The organism is Sorangium sp. So ce321 (assembly GCF_051530195.1).
Taxonomy (GTDB): Bacteria; Myxococcota_A; Polyangia; order Polyangiales; family Polyangiaceae; genus Sorangium.
Map to the genome: position 1 here is coordinate 10,182,853 of NZ_CP150329.1, position 16,571 is coordinate 10,199,423.

A 16,571-nucleotide genomic window follows, 5' to 3' on the forward strand; every position below is an offset into this window, starting at 1 on the left:
ATGAACAGGACGTGCGATGACGACCCCCCTCCGCCCTCACGCGCCCGCGACCTGCGCGCCGAAGACGGAAGATAGGCGGGCTCGTCGTCGCTGGCCATTGCAAGAAGAGCCGGGTCTGGACCAAGCTCGCCTGCCGGGATTGCTCGGCGCGCTCTGAGAAGGCAGGCGACGGGGCGCGGCTCCCGGCGCTCGAAGAGGAGGCATTTCCGTGAACACCGCCATCGCGACGATCAATCCGGCTACGGGAGAGACGCTCGAGACCTTCGAGCCCCTCTCGTCGGCGGCGCTGGAGCGGAAGGTGGCGCGCGCGCACGCCGCGTTCCGCAGCTTCAGGAAGACCCCGGTCACCGAGCGGGCCGAGAAGCTCCGCCGGGCCGCCGACATCCTGGAGGGCGAGAAGGAGCAGCTCGGGCGGCTGATGACGCTCGAGATGGGCAAGACCATCGGCTCCGCCATCGCGGAGGCCCAGAAGAGCGCGACCGCGTGCCGCTACTACGCCGACAACGCCGAGCGCCTGCTCGCCCCCGAGGAGGTCGCGACCGACGCCGACAGGAGCTACGTGGCGTTCCAGCCGCTCGGCCCGGTGCTCGCCATCATGCCGTGGAACTTCCCGTTCTGGCAGGTGTTCCGCTTCGCCGCGCCGGCGCTCGTCGCCGGGAACGTCGGCCTGCTCAAGCACGCCTCCAACGTCCCCCGCTGCGCGCTCGCGATCGAGGACATCCTCCGCCGGGCCGGCTTCCCGGAGGGCGTCTTCCAGGCGCTGCTCGTCGGGACCGACGTCGTGCCGCGCCTGCTCGCCGACCCGCGCATCGCGGCCGCGACGCTCACGGGCAGCGAGAACGCGGGGCGCAGCGTCGGCGCCCACGCGGGCAAGCACCTCAAGAAGGTCGTGCTGGAGCTCGGCGGCAGCGATCCGTTCATCGTCCTGCCGAGCGCCGACCTCAACGCGGCCGTGGGGACCGCCATCAAGGCGCGCATCATCAACAACGGCCAGTCCTGCATCGCGGCGAAGCGCTTCATCGTGCACGAGTCGATCGCGCCGGAGTTCGAGCAGCGCTTCGTCGCCGCCATGCGCCGGCTCCGTATCGGCGATCCCATGGACCCGTCGGTCGACGTCGGGCCGCTCGCCACGGCGCAGATCGCCGCGGAGCTCGAGGAGCAGGTGCGCGCGTCGGTGGCCGCGGGCGCGCTCCTCCTGACCGGGGGCAAGCGGCTGAAGGGGCCGGGCAACTACTTCCCGCCGACCGTGCTCTCCGACGTGCGGAGCCCCTCCCCCGCGGCCGACGACGAGCTCTTCGGCCCGGTCGCCGCGGTCTTCCGCGTCACCGACATCGACGAGGCCATCCACATGGCGAACTCCACCCGCTTCGGCCTCGGGGCGAGCGTCTGGACGCGCGACGCGAAGGAGCGCGAGCGCCTCATCGAAGAGGTCGAGGCCGGCCAGGTATTCGTCAACGGGATGGTCGTCTCCGATCCGCGGCTGCCGTTCGGCGGGATCAAGATGTCCGGCTACGGCCGCGAGCTCTCGTCGTACGGCCTGCGCGAGTTCGTGAACATCAAGACCGTCTGGATTGCCAAGGACGAACGCACGAGGGGCCTGCCCGCGACAGAGTGACCCGTCCGCCATCGCCGGGCGCCTTTCCTGGCGCGGCGCGCGGTCAGCGCGGACGAGGCGGCCTGTCGCGCTCCGGCTCGCCGCCGGAGCGCAGCCCGAGCGCGGGCAGCGGTACACATGACGCACATCGTCGACCTGAATCGTCGACCTGAACCGTCGACCTGAATCCTCGACCTGGGCGAAGTGAAAGCGCCCGAACCGGAACGTCGCATTGCGACGCGCAGCTGGTTGCGTCCTCGTGGACGGCGACCTACGGTCATCGATTGTGTCGGACGATCCGGCCGTAGCCGCTCTGCTGAGCGAGTATCCTCCCGCAGCGCAGCAGCTGACGTTGCGCGTGCGCAAGCTGCTCCTCCGCATCATCCCCGACGTGCATGAGCACGTCTATCCGGGCTGGCGGATCATCAGCTTCCGGATGGGCGACGGGCAAAAACACCAGGTCTGCTGGCTGGCCCCGCAGCGCTTCGGCGTGACCATCGGCTTCGAGCAGAGCGCCGAGCCGCCCGACCCGAACGGCCTGCTCACCGGCAGCGCCAAGCAGGCCAGGAACGTCCATATCCGCTCGACCAGGGACGTGGACGTCCCCAAGATCGCCGCGCTCGTCGCGGCCGCCATCGAGCTCCACCGCGACCGCTGATCGCGGCGTGGGGGCGGTCCGTGGCCGCGCCCGGGGTCAACCGCGCCGGTACACGACCCGCCCGCCCGTCTTGCCGAGCGCGTACGAGAACCCGAGCTCCAGCGTGGAGCGGGTGACGATGCTACCGAGCTCGAGCCCTTGCTCGACCATCAGCCGCGCCGCCTCGGGCGCGATCCCGACGAGCACCACCTCGGACCCGAGCAGCCCGGCGGCGCGCGCCGCCTGCGCGAGGTGGCTCGCCGCGCTCGCGTCGACGACCGCCATGCCGGTGACGTCGACGATCACGACGCGCGCCTGGTGCTCGGAGATCTCGTTCAACAGCGCCTCGAGGAAGCGGCCGGAGCGCTGCGCGTCCAGCGTGCCGACGATGGGCATGACGAGGACGCCGGGCGCGATCGGCACCACCGGGCTCGACATCACGGCGATCGTGTCGAGGAGCGCCTCCTGGCGGCGGCTCAGCGCCTCGAGCTCCCGCGTGCGCTCCTTGATCCGCGAGAGCAGCCGCGCGTTCTCGATCACCACGGCGGCCACGGACGCGACGCGCTCGAGCAGCGCGAGGTCGCCGGCGGTGCAGGCGTCCTCGCGCTCGCTGTGCAGGACGAGCGCCCCGAGGACCCCGGCCCGGGACCGCAGCGGCACGCACGCCAGCGTGCGCGTCCCGAGCTCGAGGGCGTCGGCGACCTCGCGGAACGCCTCGCGCTCGCTCGAGGCGGGGTTGACGACGAGGGGGCAGGCCGAGCGCATGATCCAGCCGACCAGCGAGTCGCGCCCCACCTGGATCTGCCGCTCCTGGACCGGGTGCACGTGCTCGGCCATGCCGATGACCAGGATCTTGCGCCCTTGATCGCGCGACGGCTCGTCCGGATTGCGGCTCGCGCTCTTCCTCGCCGAGCTCATGGCGAGGTAGTCCGCGAGGGCGATCGAGCGCTCCGTGCGCTCGAGGGTGACCACGTCGACGCCGGTGTCGACGCAGCGCGACGCCGGCATCTCCGAGAGGACCGCCTCGACCCCTCGCGCGATCGTCTCGTGAAGCACCTGCACGGCCTGGTACCCCATGTCGTGCTCGCGCTGGACGATGGCGGCGTGGATCACGCCGTCCCGGAGCATGGCGTACGTGGAGGCGACGAGATCGAAGGCGACGACCTTGAGGTCCCCGCCCCTGCCGAGCCGCTTCGCCGCGAGGCCGAAGCTCGGGCCGTTCTCGCTGCACACCCCGAAGGCGCCGGCGATGTCGGGGTTCGCCTCCAGGGTGGCGGCGGTGAGCCGGATGGCGCGCTCCACGTCGTACAGATCCTCCGTGGGCGGGTCGACGCGGAGCGCCGCGCCGGCGACGCCAGCGTGGAAGCCCTCGAGGCGCAGGCGGCTGTTGAGCGCCGCCATGGAGGAGGTCTGGGTGGCGACCCGGCCGCCCTGCGGCAGCAGGCACGCCATCATCTCGCCAGCGATGCTGCCCGCCGCAGCGTTGTCGGTCCCGATGTAGAGCATCGCCCGGCTCCCCTGCGCGGGCGGCGAGTCGATCGCGATCACCGGGATCCCCGCCTCCGCCGCGCGCTGGATGGCCGGCTCGAGCGCCTCCGCGTCGATGGGCGCGACGGCGATCCCCATCACCCCCTCCCGGATCGCCTCCTCGATGAGCGACGCCTGCGCGGCGGGGCCGCTGGTCCTGCCGGTCTTGAACTCCACGTGGACGCCGAGATCGCGCCCGGCCGCCAGCACGCCGTCGCGCACGTTGTTCCAGTACCCGGTCATGGGCCGGCGCGGCGCCTCGTAGACGCGGAGCGCGAGGTCCGCGTCCGCCGCGCGCGCCCCGTGGCCCGGGTCCTCCTGGATGACCAGCTCGATCGTGGTCCACTGCGGGCCGAGCTGCACGCTGCGGATGCCGTCGCCGACCGTCCTGATGAGGGCGATCGGATCCACCGCCTCGGCGACGGCGCCGAGCACGTCCTCCAGCAGCCGCAGCTCCCGCGCGGTCTGCGCCTTCTCGTCGAACAGGCCGTGACGCTCGAGCACGAAGCCCGCGCGCTCGACGAGGCGGTCGAGGAGCGCGCGGCGCTCGTCCGAGAGCGGCGCGGCGTGGGCCGCCTGCTCCAGCGCGAGGTAGGCGCTCGGCGCGCCGTAGAGGTGCACTGGCGCGATGTACATGGAGGCGCCCTCGGGCAACCAGCCGGGCGCCTCGCCGACGGCGGGCAGGTGCGCTCGGTACCACGCGGCCGCGGGGACGACGCACGGGCCGCGCGCCGCCTCGGGCGCCCCGGCCGGCCCCATCGGGTCCGAGGCGCTGAGCTCCCCGGCATCGTGGAGCGCGCGCGCCCCGGCCGGCAGGACGCCGTCGAACCCTACTGCGGCGCCGTAGACGAGGCGCTGCCCCGCGCGCGTGAGCAGGCTGCCGCGCCTCGCGCCAGGCAGGAGGGCGACGGCACTCTCGACGAGATGATGAAGTGTTGCGACGACATCCAGTCCGGAATCCATGCAGCTCCGCTCAGCCGGCCGTTTCGAGGACCCGTAGCGCCGGCAGCTAGCAGGCGTGACGGCGCTTCCGCTGTCAAGGGATGCCATCAAGCTACCGTCGTGACGGTATCTGTTGCGCCTCCGTTGCGCTGGAGGTGCCGGGCGAGGCGCGCCGGTGGCTTCAGGTGCGATAGACGACCCGGCCGCCCGTCTTGCGGAGCGCGTAGGAGAACCCGAGCTCCAGCGTGGAGCGGGTGACGATGTCGCCCAGGTCGAGCCCCTGGTCGACCATCAGCCGCGCCGCCTCGGGCGCGATCCCGACGAGCACCACCTCGGTCCCGAGCAGCGCGGCGGCGCGCGCGGCCTGCGCGAGGTGGCTCGCCGCGCTGGCGTCGACGGCCGCCATCCCGGTGACGTCGACGATCACGACGCGCGCCTTCTGCTCGGCGATCTGCCGCAGCATCGACTCGATGAAGCGGCCGGAGCGCTGCGCGTCCAGCGCGCCGACGATCGGCATCACCAGGACGCCGCTCGCGATGGGCACGACCGGGCTCGACAGCTCGGCGATCGTGGCGAAGAGCGCCTCCTGGCGGCGGCTCAGCGACTCCAGCTCCCGCGTGCGCTCCTTGAGCCGCGAGAGCAGCCGTGCGTTCTCGAGCACGATCGCGGCCACGGCGGCCATGCGCTCCAGCAGCGCCAGGTCGCTCGCCGAGCAGGCGTCGCCCCGCGCGCTGCTCAGGAGGAGGACCCCGATGACCGCGTCCCCGGAGATCAGCGGCACGCCCACCAGCGTGCGCGCGCCCTTCCCGCGGGCCGCGGCGACCTCGGGGAAGCGCTGGTGCTCGCTCGATCCGGCGTCGATGTCGATGACGAGCGAGCTGGACGAGCGGATCACCTGGCCCACCACGGACGCCTCCTCGACGGGCAGCTCCTCGTCGTCGCTGAGGCGCGCTGTCTCGGCGATGCCCATCACGAGGAACTCGAGCGGGCGCTCGTGGGCCTCGCCGAGCCTGCGGCCCCCGATCCGGTGGGAGGAGCTCTGGGCGAGGTGGTCTGCCACCGAGATCGAACAAGGCGAGCGCTCGACGGTCACCACGTCGACGCCCGTGTGGACGACGCGCGACGCCGGCAGCTCCGCGAGGGCCGCCTCCGCGCCGCGCGTCGCGATGTCGTGGAGGACCTGCACGGCGCGGTACGCCATCTCGTGCTCGCGCTGGACGATGGCGGCGTGGATCACGCCGTCGCGGAGCATCGCGAGCGTCGACGTGATGAGATCGAAGGCGACGATCTTGAGGTCGCCGCCCCTGCCGAGCTCCATCGACGCGACGCCGAAGCTCGGGCCATTCTCGCTGCAGACCCCGAAGGCGCCGCCGATGTCGGGCCGCGACTCCAGCGAGACCCTGGCGAGCTCGAGCGCGCGCGCCTGCTCGAACTGGCTCTCCGAGGGGGGCTCCAGGCGGACCGACGTGCCGGCGACCGCCTCCCGGAAGCCCTCGAGGCGCTCGCGGACGTTGCGCACCGTCGTGGAGACGCACTGGGCGGCGACCGCGCCGCCCTGCGGCAGGAGCCGCAGCATCAGCTCTCCCGCGAGCCTCCCGGCGGCCCGGTTGTCGGTGCCGATGTAGAGCACCGCGCGCGTGCCTTCCACGGGCGGCGTGTCGATCGCGACGACCGGGATCCCCGCGTCCGTGGCGCGGCGGATGCTCGGCTCGAGCGCGACCGAGTCGATGGGCGCGACGGCGATCCCCCGGACGCCCCGGCGGATCGCTTCCTCGATGAGCCTCTCCTGGGACATGGGGCCCTCGGCCCGCCCGAGCTCGAACTGCACCTCGGCCCTGAGGTCGCGCCCCGCGACCATCGCGCCCTCGTGCACGTTGTTCCAGTACGACGTCAGGGGCCGGCGGGGTGCCCGGTGGATCCGCGCCGTCCGTCGTCGAACAGGCGGCGCCGCGTCCGGCGCGCGAGGCCCGCTCCGCGCGTCGTCGAGGAGGGCCAGGTCGATCGCGGCCCACTGCGGGCCCGTCTGCGCGCTCCGGATCCCGTCCGCGAGCGTCTCGATGAGCCCGACGACGTCGACCGACTCGGCGACGGCGTTCAGCACCTCCTCCAGCAGGCGGATCTCCTGGGCCACCTGCGCCTTCTCGTCGAACAGGCCACGCCGCGCGAGCGCGACGCCGACGCTCTCCACGACGGACGAAAGGAGCGCGCGAGAGGCGCCCGGGAGCGGCGTGGCGTCCGGCTGCTCGAGGGCGAGGTAGGCGCCCGGCGCGCCGAACATGTGCACCGGCACGACCTGCATGGCGGCGCCCTCGGGAGGCCAGCCGGGCCGCTCCGCGAGCTCGGGCAGGTGCGCCCCGTACCACGCGGCCGCGGGGACGAGGCACGGGCCGCGCGCCGCCTCGGGCGCCGCGGCCGGGCCGAACGGCGCCGACGCGCTCAAGCGCCCGCCGTCCGACGGCATGCGCACCCGGCCCGGCAGGATGTCGTCGAGCCCGACGGCCGCCCTGTACACGAGCCTCTGTCCGGCGCACACCAGCAGGCTGCCGCGCTGCGCGCCGGGGAGGCTGGCCATGGCGCGCTGCACCAGCTGGTGGAGCGTGGAGGAAATATCGAGTCCGATATTCATGCAGATCCGTTCAGCCGGTCACCGGTTGATCGTCGTGCACGGCGCAAAAACCACCGACGCTAGCAGGCGTGAGCGGCCCCGTGCTTGTCAAGCGAAGACGATGGGGCCACCGTAACGCCCCACGAGGAGCTCGCACCCGCATGAAGCTCGCCTCCCTCCGCGGCCCCGGCCGCGACGGCACGCTCATCGTCGTCCGCCGGGACGGCCTCGCCTACGCGCCGGCCGGGTCGGCGTTCCCCACGCTCCAGGCCGCGCTCGACGACTGGGAGCGCGCCGAGCCGGCGCTGCGCCGCATCGCCGAGGAGATCGAGCGCGGCGGCGCGGCGGTGGCGCCGCTCGCCCCGGAGGAGCTCGCCGCGCCGTTGCCCCGCGCGTACGAGTGGATCGACGGCTCCGCGTACATCCATCACATCGTGCTCGTGCGCAAGGCGCGCGGCGCGGAGCCGCCCGAGACGCTCGCGACCGATCCGCTCGTGTATCAGGGGGGCTCCGGCGTCCTCCTCGGCCCGACCGACGACATCGTCCTGAATGACGAGGCCTGGGGCCTCGATTTCGAGGCCGAGGTCTGCGCCGTCCTCGGCGACACGCCGCAGGGCGCGCGCCGCGACGAGGCCCACCGGTACATCCGCCTGTTCCTGCTGGCCAACGACGTCACGCTGCGCAACCTCGTGCCCGCCGAGCTCGCGAAGGGGTTCGGGTTCTTCAGCTCGAAGCCGGCCACGGCGTTCTCGCCGTTCGCGATCACGCCGGACGAGCTCGGCGACGCGCTCCGCGATGGGCGCGTCCACCTGCGGCTCCGCTCGACCTACAATGGTGAGCTCATCGGCGATCCGGAGGCGGGCCCGGAGATGCACTTCTCGTTCTTCGACCTCATCGCGCACATCGCGAGGACCCGCAGCTTCACGGCCGGGACCCTCCTCGGCAGCGGCACCGTGTCCAACCAGGACCCGGCGCGCGGCGTGTCGTGCCTCGCCGAGAAGCGCATGCTCGAGGTCCTCGCGCACGGCGCGGCCAGGACGCCCTTCATGAAGCCAGGAGACACGATCATGATCGAGATGCTGAATCGCTCGGGCGAGAGCCTCTTCGGGCGCATCGCGCAGCGGGTGGTGGCCAGATGAGCGCCGCGATCCGGGGACTCACGCTCTACGGCTACTGGCGCAGCTCGTGCAGCTGGCGCGTGCGCATCGCCCTCGCCCACAAGGGCATCGAGCACGCGTACCGGCCGGTGAACCTCCTGCGGGACGGCGGCGAGCAGCTGCGCGACGACTACCGGGCCAAGAACCCGATGGCGCAGGTGCCCCTGCTCGAGCTCGAGCAGGGCGGCGCCGTCCGGCGCGTGGCGCAGTCGGTGGCGATCATCGAGCTGCTCGAGGAGCTGTTCCCGTCGCCGCCGCTCCTGCCGGCGGATCCGTACCTGCGCGCCAGGGCGCGGCAGCTCGCGGAGATGATCAACGCCGGCACCCAGCCGATGCAGAACACCGCCACCCTGAAGTACGTGCAGAACGAGCTCGGCGGCGACCACCGGGCCTTCGCCCGGCGCTTCATCGGGTCTGGCCTCGCCGCGTTCCAGGCGGCGGCGGGCGAGCACGCTGGGCGGTTCTGCGTCGGCGACGAGGTCACGGTGGCGGACGTGTTCCTCGTGCCCCAGCTTTACAATGCGCGACGCTACGAGGTCGACCTCGCGCCGCTCTCGACGCTCACGCGGATCGAGGCGGCGTGCATGGCGCTGCCCGCCTTCCATGCCGCCCACGCCGACCGCCAAGCCGACGCGGTGCCGGACGGCGCGTAGCGCGCTCCCGCGTGGACCCCTCGCGACGGAGACCTGTATGGCCAAGGTGGAGTCGATAGGCATCAAGCGGGTGGAGGCGCTGCACTACTACGTGCGCGACCTCGAGCGGAGCCGCAGGTTCTACACGGAGAAGCTCGACTTCCAGGAGACCGCCGCGAGCTCGCCCGAGCTCACCGCGGCGGCGGCGCAGCGGTCGGTCGTCTTCCAGGCCGGCGAGTGCGCCATCGTCTGCTCGCAGCCGACGGGCGAGGGCGGGCGGGCGTGGCGCTACCTGCGCAAGCACCCCGACGGGGTGGGCACAATCGTCTTCGAGGTCGAGGACATCGACCGCGCCTTCCGGCTGCTCGAAGGCCGCGGGGGCACGCCGATCGACGAGATCCACCGGGTGACGGACGGGGGCGGGACGTTCGCCTCGTTCTCGATCACGACGCCGTTCGGGGACACCACCTTCCGCTTCGTGGAGCGGCGCGACTACCCCGCGCTGTTCCCCGGCTGCGTGGCCCACGACGCGCCGCGCGGCGGCCACAACCGCTTCGGGATCGCCCGGTTCGATCACATCACCTCGAACTTCCAGACGATGGCGCCGGCCCTGCTCTGGATGGAGCACGTGCTCGGGCTGGAGCCGTTCTGGAAGATCGAGTTTCACACGAACGACGTCACGAAGGACGCCGGCCACGGCTCGGGCCTGCGCTCGGCCGTGATGTGGGACCCGGGCTCGGGCGTGAAGTTCGCCAACAACGAGCCTTACCGGCCGCACTTCAAGAGCTCTCAGATCAACGTCTTCAACGAGGAGCACCGCGGCGACGGGGTGCAGCACGTGGCGCTCGCCGTGGACGACATCCTCGCGGCCGTGCGCGGCATGCGCGCGCGCGGCGTGGAGTTCATGCCAACCCCGGGCGCCTATTACGACATGCTGCCGGAGCGCGTGCGCCAGCTCGGCATCGGCGAGCTCGACGAGGACGTGGCGACGCTGCGGGACCTCGAGGTGCTCGTCGACGGCGACGGCGCGCGGTCGTACCTGCTCCAGATCTTCCTCAAGGAGTCTTCGGGCACGCACCGCGACCCCGACGCCGGGCCGTTCTTCTTCGAGCTCATCCAGCGCAAGGGGGACCGCGGCTTCGGCGCCGGCAACTTCCGGGCGCTGTTCGAGAGCATCGAGCGGCAGCAGAAGGCCGAGGGGCACGGCTGATGCTCGATCGCGTCGTCGTCGGGGCTGTCCCGCGCAAGCACCACATCGCCCTCCGGAGCGAGGCGGGGGAGCTCCGCTACGAGGAGTGCCTGACGCGGCAGGGCTTCGACGGCCCGTACACGATCGCCTACCACGAGCGCCGGCCGCACGAGCACCGGGTCGCGCGGGCCGAGCACGGCTTCGCGCTGCCGGTCGCCGCGCCGCCGCGCCCGCTCGCGAAGCGGCACTACCGGTCGCAGGACCTGCCGCCGCGCGGCGGGCCCGCCGTCGACTGCCGCGTGCCGCTGCTCTTCAACGACGACGTGGTGATCGGCGTCGCCCAGCCGGACGCCGCCGACCCGGTGTACTTCGCGAACGCGGACGCCGACGAGCTGTTCTTCGTCTTTCAGGGCGGCGGCGTCCTGCGCACGATGCTCGGCGATCTCCGCTTCGAGCAGGACGACTACGTCGTCGTCCCGAAGGGGCTCTTCTACCGGTTCATCCCCGACCCCGCGCCCCAGCGGTGGCTCTCGATCGAGGCCGCGGACCTCCACCTCCCGCGCCAGTGGCGCAACGAGGTCGGCCAGCTGCGGATGGACGCGCCGTACTCCCACCGCGACTTCCGGCGGCCCACGTTCGTCGGCCCCCTCGACGAGGGCATCCGCGCGCTGGTGGTGAAGCGCGGCGGCGCCTTCCACGGCTTCGCCTGCGAGCGCTCGCCGCTCGACGTCGTCGGCTGGGACGGGGCGGTGTACCCGTTCGTGTTCCCGATCCTGAGCTTCCAGCCGCGCGTCGGGCTCGTGCACCTGCCGCCGGACTGGCACGGGACGTTCGCGGCGCGGGGCGCGCTCATTTGCAGCTTCGTGCCGCGCCCGGTCGACTTCCACCCCGAGGCGATCCCGTGCCCGTACCCCCACTCGTCCGTCGATTGCGACGAGTTCCTCTTCTACTGCCGCGGCAACTTCACCTCGCGCCGCGGCGTCGGCCCCGGCAGCGTCTCGCACCACCCGGCCGGCGTCCCGCACGGGCCGCACCCGGGCGCGTACGAGGCGAGCCTCGGGGCCCGCGAGACGAGCGAGCTCGCGGTCATGCTCGACACCACCCGCCCGCTCACGGCCACGCCGGCCGCGCTCGCGGTGGAGGACCCGGGCTACCAGGACAGCTTCATCGCCGGCGCCTGACCGGCGGGGTCAGGCGATCATCGCATCTGGAAGCAGAGGACATTGCACTCGTTGAAGCGCTGTGACTCCTCGATGTCGATCCCGTTCAGCCCAGCGCAGGACGTGTCGACGATGCAGCCCGCGTTGCACGCGGTCTGCCCGGTGCACGCGTCGGGGTCGACCTCGAAGGCGGCCCCCTGCCCGCACGCGATGAAGACATCGTTGGCGTGCTCGCAGACGGTGCGGAACACGAAGACGCCGCAGTTGCGGAGGCTCCGCTGCTGATCCTCGCAGCCGTCGAGGGCGAACTGGTCGTCCTTGCACTCGACCTCGTCCTCGACGCAGGTCAGGAGCTCGTCGAAGGCGCCCGCCGGGCAGCTCGCCTGCTCGGCGTCCTTCCGCGCGATCTCCGCCTTGTCCACGCAGTCGAGGTACCTCGCCTCGCTGCAGCCGGTGCAGTCGCACAGGACGTCGCAGGTGCGCTCCTCCGGCGAGGGGCAGCCGGCGGACACGAGCGCGCCGCCGGCGACGGCCAGGGAGAGGAGCACCTCCAGGATGCGCGGCGGGTGGGGCATGGCGACCTCGCTGTTCGGCTCCGCTACTTCGGCATCTTCCCGAGCCGCTCGAGCAGCGCGCGCACGAGCAGCGGCCACGCGACCGTGGCGTCGGCGTACACCTCGGAGAAGCGGCCGCCCTCGTGCGGCGGGACGAACTTCCCCCAGCTCACGCCCTCGGAGTAGGTGCAGCCCGAGAGGCCGCCCCAGTGCACGGGCTCGGGGCAGATGCGCACGCCGTACTGGAACCGCGGGTGCTCGACCTCGATGCCGAGGCGGTCGCCGACGATGTCGTAGAACGGCGCGACCTGCTGGGCCCAGTTGCGCGGCACGCCGCCGCCGATGGTGAAGATGCCGATCCTCTTCTTCGTGCGGACCAGGCGCGCGTAGCTCAGGAGGTCGAGGAACGGGTTGTACGACGGCGGCACGGCCTCGCGCCACACGTCGAAGCCCGGCTTGTCGCCGTGCTGCGCCTTCACCTTGCGCAGCATCCACGTCGCCACGTCGAGGCCCATCTCGCTGTCGGTGAAGGCCGGCACGTAGACGGGCACGTTGCGCAGGTACGCGCTCCGGAGCACGCCGGGCGAGTCGCCCGTATCCGCCAGCGCCTTGCCGAGCTGGCGGCAGATGATCTCGCTCGACCACGGCGAGCTGGTGTCCAGCTTGTCGAGCTCCTGCCGGACGAAGACCTCGATGGCGTTGAGGTTCTTCTCCATCTCGAGCGTGTCGTAGACGCGGTTGTACCCCTTGTCGAAGTACGTCTCGTCGGAGATGGACGGGTTCGCCTTGTAGTGGGTCAGGCCGACCGCCTCGCTCAGCCCGTGCGCCATGAGCGCCCCGGTGCTGATGATGCAGTCGATCATGCCCGCCTCGATCATCCGGACGATGACGACGCCCATCTTGGCGACCGTCATCGCGCCGGAGAAGGTCGCCACGACGAGGCAGTCCTCGTCGCGCACCATCGTCTCGAGCACGTCGCACGCCTCGCCGAGCGCGCGGCCGCTGAACGCGGTCCGGCTCATCGCGCGGAGCAGGTCGTCGAACGACCCGATCTTCAGCGGGTCGAGCGCCTCGAGCGGGACGAGCTTGTCTTCAACCCCATCGCTGAGATGGCGGTGCGAGGAGCGCGGATGCTTCGAAGAGGACATGGCGCGCGAACATATAGCCGCGCGGGGGGTGGGGCGTCGAGCACGAAGCTCCGCGCGCAGCAGCGGGCTCACGGTCGGACGGGCAAGGAGCACGCGAGCCGGCGCGCTCCTGGTCCTGGTCCTGGTCCTGGTCCTGGTCCTGGTCCTGCCCGCGCGCGGTCGCGCATCGTTCCTCCGGGCCTGCCAGCGGCTTCGCCGATCCCACGCTCGCCGCCTTCGGCCCGCCGCGCCGCGAGATCGGCGCGCACGAACGCGATCGGGGCCGCGCCGGGCTGGGCTTCGCCGCGCCGCTCGCGATCGAGCAGCGCGGCGATCTTCGCCACGCAACCGTCACGGCCCGACACACGAACGTCATAGACCGCCGCGCTCGCGGGCGCGCCGCGGCCGTCGACTGTCGCGAAGGCGCTCGCGCGGCCCAGCAGGAAGCGCGCGCCGGGCGGGCGCGCGGCGCACGCGGGCAGGCGGGTGAGCTCGGTGCGGACATTCGGGGCGAGCTCCCAGCCGTCGAGCGGCAGCAGCGGCGGTGCCGTCGCGAGCGCGCCCGGCGGGATCCGCTGCACCGGCGCCTCCCGAGCGCCGCGCTGCGCGCGCGCCCCCGGCGCGGCGCCTTGCGCGGGCGCTCCCGGCGCGGGCGGGATCGGCACGGTGCGCGCGAGGGCCAGGTCGCGGAAGCCGAGCAGCAGCGGGACGCCGGCGCTCGTCGGCTGCCCGAGCGCGCGCGCGCCGCCGCCCGCCAGCGCGGCGATCGCCCGCGGGGCCTCGCCGGAGGACCAGACGACGAGCGACGCGTCGCGGAGCCACGCGACGGGCCCGTCCGGCGCCTCGCTGAAGGCGATCTCCGCCTCGGGCATCAGCTCCTGCGGCACCTCGGCGACCTCGGCGCCGCGGCCGGCGCTCGCCCTGACCAGCAGGTCGCGGCCCGCAGCGCGCACCGCGAAGACGACCCGGTCGCCGGACGCCGCGAACCGCGCGAGGGTCGCGTCGCGGCCGACGCCCTCGGGCGCGGGGCCCGTCCACGAGCGGACCCGCCCCTCCAGCTCCGTGGGGTCGAGCCAGCGCAGCGTCCACGTCACGCGCGGCGCCGCGTCGGCGTGGCCGCGCTGGCCGGCGCTCCTGGCCGCGGCGTCGGGCGCGCGCGCCTCGAGCGCGGCGACGGTCGAGAGCATGCCCCAGCGCCGGTCGCTCGCCGACGAGACGTGCCGCTGGCCCTCAGGCCCAGGCCGCGCGTCGCTCGCCAGCAGCGCGAGCGCCTCCTGCGCGCTGGCCGGCGGCGGCAACCCCCGCGGCCCGAGCGGCGGCCCGGGCCGCGCCGTGCACGCGAGCGCGCGCTCCGGGAGCGCGGGCGCCGGCGGCAGCCGGCCCGGCAGGAGCGGCGCGGCCCCGAGCGCCGGCCCGGCGGCGGGCCCCGAGGTCACGGGCAGCGCCGGCCCCCAGCCGACGCGGAGGAGGGCGTCGATCTTGAAGCCGACGTCGTTGACGGCCAGCACCCCGGGCTCGGCGAGCTGATCGCCGAGCCCGGCGATCGCGTCCGCGGCGCGGGCCGGGACCTCGACCGGCGCCCAGGAGCGGCCGGCGTCGGCCGACGCGAGCACCTGCCCCTCCCCGACGGCGACGCCGTGGCCGGCGTGGATCAGGGCGTGCGCGGCGCCGGCCAGGCGAGCCCGCGACGCCTGCCCTCCGGGGGGCGCGACGACGGCGGTGAGCTCGCCGGCCTCGTCGGCCACCACGAACGACAGCGCGCCGTCGGGCCCCTCCTCGATGGCGCTGATCACGTGGACGTCGCCGCCTGCTTCGCGGAGCCAGCCGAGCGGGACCAGGGGCTGCTCCCTGCCGCGGGCGTCGATCACCGCCACATGCGCGCCGGACGCGGCGCCGTCTTCACCGTCGGCGCCGCCACCGCGCGGCGCGGGCTCCTCGCGGGGCGCGACGTCGCTGTCCCACAGGCCGCGCACGATCGCGATGCGGCCATCGGCGAGCGGGCCAGCGCCGCGCCAGTGGATGTCGGTGCCCGGGCGGACGGTGATCCACCGCCCGCTCGGCTGGCGCACGCACGCGCTGCCCTCCTCGTCCGCGTCGCACGGCGCGAGCAGCATGGCGCCGCCGCTCGGCGACACGCGGAGCTCCGCCTCGCCGCTCCGCACGACCACCGGCGCCTCCGCGCCGAGGCGGCCGCCGTCGAGCGGGATCTGGAGCACGCCGAACGGGTCGTGGACGCCGCGCCGCGCCGGCGCCTCCTCGCCGAGCGCGCACGCGACCCACGCCGAGCGCCCGGCGCGGCCGGCGCCGCAGGCGCTCACCCAGCTGCCGTGGCCGAAGCGGGCGAGCTCCAGGAGGGCGCCGGAGCCGAGGTCCACGCGGGCGAGGAGGCCGTGGCTCGCCGCGATCGCGGAGCCGGCCCCGCGGGCGCCGCTCGCGACCGCCGCCTCGAGCGGGTGGCGTCCGGTCGCCTCGATCCACGCGAGCAGCGGCGAGCCCGCCCCAGGCGCGCGCTCATCGGACGCGGGCGGCGCCGGCGGCAGGGGCGCGAGCCGCGCCTCGGCGACGCGGATGAGCGCCTCGCGCTCGCCGACCGGCAGCGCCGCGCCCGGCGCGGAGGCGAGCAGGTCGTCGCCGCGCAGGCGCAGGCCGGAGAGGCGGAGCAGGGCGGCGGGGTCGGCCTGCTGGCCGTCGGCGCCCGGCGGCGGGGCGACGGGGCGCCACGACGCGCCGCCGTCGGTCGTGACCGCGAGCCCTGCTGCCTCGAAGAGCCCGGCCCCCTGCTGGAGGTCCCGGAACGCCATCGCGCGGAGCGGCAGGGCGGGCAAGCCCGGCAACGCGCGCGGCTGGCCCGTCTCGACGTCGAGGAAGGCCGGGAGGTCGGAGGCGGCGTCCCAGACCGCGACGACCGCGGGCCCGCCGCCGATGCGCAGGAGCTCGGTCTCGGACCGGGCGAGGAGCGCGGGCGCGCCGAGCGGATCATCGAACCGGTACACGCCGTGGACCCCGCGCCCGACGAGCCTCGCGCCGGCGGCGGACGGCACGAGGGCGAGCTCGAGCAGCGGCTCGGGGCAGGGCGCCGTCTCCGGCCGCGCGGCGCCGTCGCTCGCGACGAGGACGCGCCTCCCGCCGAGCAGCGCGATCGTGCCGCCGGGGACCTGGGGGCCGATCGCTGTCGCGCCGCTCGCGTCGACCCAGCGGGCGCGCAGGGGCTCAGGCGAAGGCGGTGGGGGCGTCCCGGCGGGCGCGCGGCCCTCCCCCGGCGCAGATCGGGGCGGCGCGCCGCCGCAGCGGGCGAGCGCGAGCGCTGCCAGGAGCACGGCGGCGCGCTGCGGCCGGCGGGGAGGCGCCGCGGGCCGGCGCAACGGCGCTGCGAGGCGGGGAGCGCCCGCCGCTCGGGACTGCGTCATCGCGGCGGAGCCTACCGTGGATCCGGGCCCGCCGCGGCGC

The 16,571-nt window shown here is 74.0% G+C and carries 11 protein-coding genes; 6 read left to right on the plus strand and 5 right to left on the minus strand.

Annotation, left to right across the window (positions count from 1 at the left end; translation table 11 throughout):
- The first annotated feature begins 208 nt into the window (after window positions 1–208).
- Together WME89_RS37625 and WME89_RS37630 are read left to right on the plus strand one after the other, a co-directional pair.
- The gene (locus WME89_RS37625; protein WP_438004425.1) at window positions 209–1,615 is read left to right on the plus strand and encodes an NAD-dependent succinate-semialdehyde dehydrogenase; all 1,407 of its coding nucleotides are present in this window, start codon (window positions 209–211) and stop codon (window positions 1,613–1,615) included.
- 265 nt (window positions 1,616–1,880) lie between these two features.
- A complete protein-coding gene (locus WME89_RS37630; RefSeq protein ID WP_438004426.1) occupies window positions 1,881–2,252 on the plus strand; it encodes a DUF1801 domain-containing protein in 372 nt (123 codons plus the stop codon).
- 36 nt (window positions 2,253–2,288) lie between these two features.
- Here the strand turns inward: WME89_RS37630 and WME89_RS37635 are convergent, their stop codons facing one another.
- Window positions 2,289–4,721: a substrate-binding domain-containing protein gene (locus WME89_RS37635; protein ID WP_438004427.1), complete on the minus strand. Its 2,433-nt coding sequence runs from the start codon at window positions 4,719–4,721 to the stop codon at window positions 2,289–2,291.
- A 160-nt stretch (window positions 4,722–4,881) separates the two neighbouring features.
- On the minus strand, window positions 4,882–7,326 hold the full coding sequence (locus tag WME89_RS37640) for a substrate-binding domain-containing protein (protein WP_438004428.1): 2,445 nt from the start codon (window positions 7,324–7,326) through the stop codon (window positions 4,882–4,884).
- Between the two features lie 140 nt (window positions 7,327–7,466).
- On the opposite strand from WME89_RS37640, the gene WME89_RS37645 reads away from it, so the two are divergent.
- Genes WME89_RS37645 through WME89_RS37660 form a run of 4 tightly spaced genes read left to right on the plus strand, consistent with a single transcriptional unit; the run spans window position 7,467 to window position 11,464 of the window.
- Window positions 7,467–8,444, plus strand: coding sequence for a fumarylacetoacetate hydrolase family protein (locus WME89_RS37645; protein ID WP_438004429.1), 978 nt, complete (start codon window positions 7,467–7,469; stop codon window positions 8,442–8,444).
- Window positions 8,441–9,115 (plus strand): maleylacetoacetate isomerase, encoded by a 675-nt coding sequence (gene maiA / locus WME89_RS37650; protein WP_437619505.1) that lies wholly within the window; start codon window positions 8,441–8,443, stop codon window positions 9,113–9,115. Before WME89_RS37645 ends, maiA begins: the two co-directional genes overlap by 4 nt.
- Window positions 9,116–9,152: 37 nt before the next feature.
- Window positions 9,153–10,304, plus strand: a complete 1,152-nt coding sequence (locus WME89_RS37655; protein WP_438004430.1) for a 4-hydroxyphenylpyruvate dioxygenase family protein — start codon at window positions 9,153–9,155, stop codon at window positions 10,302–10,304.
- Complete coding sequence (locus WME89_RS37660) at window positions 10,304–11,464, plus strand: homogentisate 1,2-dioxygenase (RefSeq protein WP_438004431.1); 1,161 nt, start codon at window positions 10,304–10,306, stop codon at window positions 11,462–11,464. Before WME89_RS37655 ends, WME89_RS37660 begins: the two co-directional genes overlap by 1 nt.
- A gap of 17 nt (window positions 11,465–11,481) precedes the next feature.
- Here the strand turns inward: WME89_RS37660 and WME89_RS37665 are convergent, their stop codons facing one another.
- The 3 genes from WME89_RS37665 to WME89_RS37675 all read right to left on the minus strand — a co-directional run bounded on the left by WME89_RS37665 (window position 11,482) and on the right by WME89_RS37675 (window position 16,531).
- Window positions 11,482–12,018: a hypothetical protein gene (locus WME89_RS37665; RefSeq protein ID WP_438004432.1), complete on the minus strand. Its 537-nt coding sequence runs from the start codon at window positions 12,016–12,018 to the stop codon at window positions 11,482–11,484.
- A gap of 23 nt (window positions 12,019–12,041) precedes the next feature.
- Window positions 12,042–13,145 (minus strand): deoxyhypusine synthase family protein, encoded by a 1,104-nt coding sequence (locus tag WME89_RS37670; protein WP_438004433.1) that lies wholly within the window; start codon window positions 13,143–13,145, stop codon window positions 12,042–12,044.
- A gap of 68 nt (window positions 13,146–13,213) precedes the next feature.
- Entirely contained in the window at window positions 13,214–16,531 is a 3,318-nt protein-coding gene (locus WME89_RS37675) for a hypothetical protein (RefSeq protein ID WP_438004434.1), read from the minus strand.
- Window positions 16,532–16,571: the final 40 nt, after the last annotated feature.